Here is a 2,279-nt window from a genome sequence, read left to right on the forward strand (position 1 = left end):
ATGCGGCTGCGCCACCTGGCCGGCGTGTGGGAGATCTTCGTGCCCCACGCCATCGAAGGCGATCTCTACAAGTTCGAGATCGTCAACGGCAACGGCGCGCTGCTGCCGCTCAAGGCCGACCCCTATGCCCGCCGCGCCCAGTTGCGGCCGGAGACGGCCAGCGTCGTCGCGGCCCTGCCCGAGCCGACGCCGCTGCCGCGCCAGCGTGAGCGCGCCAACCGGCGCGAGTCGCCCATCAGCGTCTACGAGGTGCACGCCGCCTCCTGGCGCCGCGGTGTGGCCGGTGACTTCCCGACCTGGGACGAACTCGCCGAGCACCTGCCCGCCTACGTGGTCGACATGGGCTTCACGCATGTGCAACTCATGCCCGTCAGCGAGCATCCCTTCGACGGCTCCTGGGGCTACCAGACGCTGGGCATGTACGCCCCCAGTGCGCGCTTCGGCCCGCCCGAGGGCTTCGCCCGCTTCGTCAAGGCTTGCCATGAGCAGGGCCTGGGCCTGCTGCTGGACTGGGTGCCGGCCCACTTCCCCGCCGATGCCCACGGCCTGGCCGAGTTCGACGGCACGCGCCTTTACGAATATGCGGACCCCAAGGAAGGCTTCCACCGCGACTGGAACACGCTGATCTACAACTTCGCCCGCACCGAGGTGCGCGAGTTCCTGATCGGCAGCGCGACCTACTGGATCGAGCGCTGGGGCGTCGACGGCCTGCGCGTGGACGCGGTGGCCAGCATGCTCTACCGCGACTACTCGCGGCCCGCCGGCGAATGGATTCCCAACATCCGTGGCGGCCGCGAGAACCTCGAGGCCATCTCGATGCTGCGCGAGATGAACGAGCATGTCGGCGAGATCGAGGGCGCCATCAGCGTGGCCGAGGAGAGCACCAGCTTCCCCGGCGTCTCGGCGCCCACCTACGCGGGCGGCCTGGGCTTCCACTACAAGTGGAACATGGGCTGGATGAACGACACCTTGCGCTACATGGCCGAGGACCCGATCAACCGCCGCTGGCATCACGACAAGATGACCTTCGGCCTGATCTATGCGTTCAGCGAGAACTTCATGCTGCCCATCTCGCACGACGAGGTCGTGCACGGCAAGGGCTCCATGCTGGCCAAGATGCCCGGCGACGACTGGCAGAAGTTCGCCAACCTGCGCGCCTATTACGGCTTCATGTGGGGTCACCCGGGCAAGAAGCTGCTCTTCATGGGCCAGGAGTTCGCCCAGCGCCAGGAGTGGAACCATGCCGAGAGCCTGCCCTGGGGCCTGCTGGAAGACGACCGCCATGCCGGCGTGCAGCGCCTGGTGCGCGACCTCAACAAGCTCTACCGCGACCACACGGCCCTGCACCGGCTGGATTGCGAGCAGGGCGGTTTCGAGTGGATCAGTGCCCATGACGCCGAGCATTCCATCTACGCCTGGGTGCGCCGCGACGGCACGGGCCGCATGGTCGTCGTCGTCTGCAACATGACGCCTGTGCCGCGCGAGGGCTATTCGCTGGGCGTGCCCGACGGCGTGACCGCCTGGCGCGAGGCCCTCAACACCGATTCGGCCTACTACGGCGGCAGCAACATGGGCAACGGCGTCGCCGCGGCGGGCCTGCCCGTGCAGGCGATGCCGGCGCATGGCAAGCGCCTGTCCATCACGATCAACCTGCCGCCGCTGGCTACATTGTTCTTCGTTCCGATCTGAAGTAATGAAGCCCCCACGCTCACTCTGTTCGCTGCCCCCCGAGGGGGCGCCAACGCCCTCGGGGCGGCCCAGCGGGCGCTGAGTCCATGGCTCATCTGCCTGATCTGCAACCCGGCTGGCACGAGCCGTTGGGAGCGCTCGCCCGTGACGGCGGCGTCAACTTCGCCTTCGCGAGCGAGCACGCGACGCGCATCGAGCTCTGCGTCTTCGACGGCGAAGGCCAGCGCGAGCTGCGCCGCTACGCGCTGGACGGCCCGCATGACGGCGTGTTCCATGGCTTCCTGCCCGGCGTTGGCCCCGGCCTGGTCTACGGCCTGCGCGCCCACGGTCCCTATGTGCCCGAACAGGGCCACCGCTTCAACCCGCACAAGCTGCTGCTGGACCCGTACGCGCGCGAGATCGTCGGCCACTTCGGCTGGCGGGCCGAGCACCACGGCTACGAGCTGGGCCACCCGGACGGCCCGCGCTCGCTGGATGCGCGCGACAACGCGACGCAGGCGCTGAAGGCGCGTGTCGCGCCACCACCCGTGAATCACGCGCGTGCCCACCAGCCGCGCCGCGCGCCGGCCGACGTCGTGCTCTACGAGGCC

1 protein-coding gene and 1 pseudogene are annotated in these 2,279 nt (G+C 69.0%); both read left to right on the top strand.

Features of this window, described 5'->3' with window-relative positions:
* Positions 1-1,689, top strand: a 1,689-nt coding sequence (gene glgB, locus AC1DU6_RS28090; RefSeq protein WP_477861140.1) for a 1,4-alpha-glucan branching protein GlgB, incomplete at its 5' end; no start/stop codon positions are given.
* An 86-nt stretch (positions 1,690-1,775) separates the two neighbouring features.
* Positions 1,776-2,279, top strand: a pseudogene (locus tag AC1DU6_RS28095) (glycogen debranching protein GlgX); the annotation flags it as partial.

It is taken from the genome of Roseateles sp. P5_B10 (assembly GCF_056400485.1).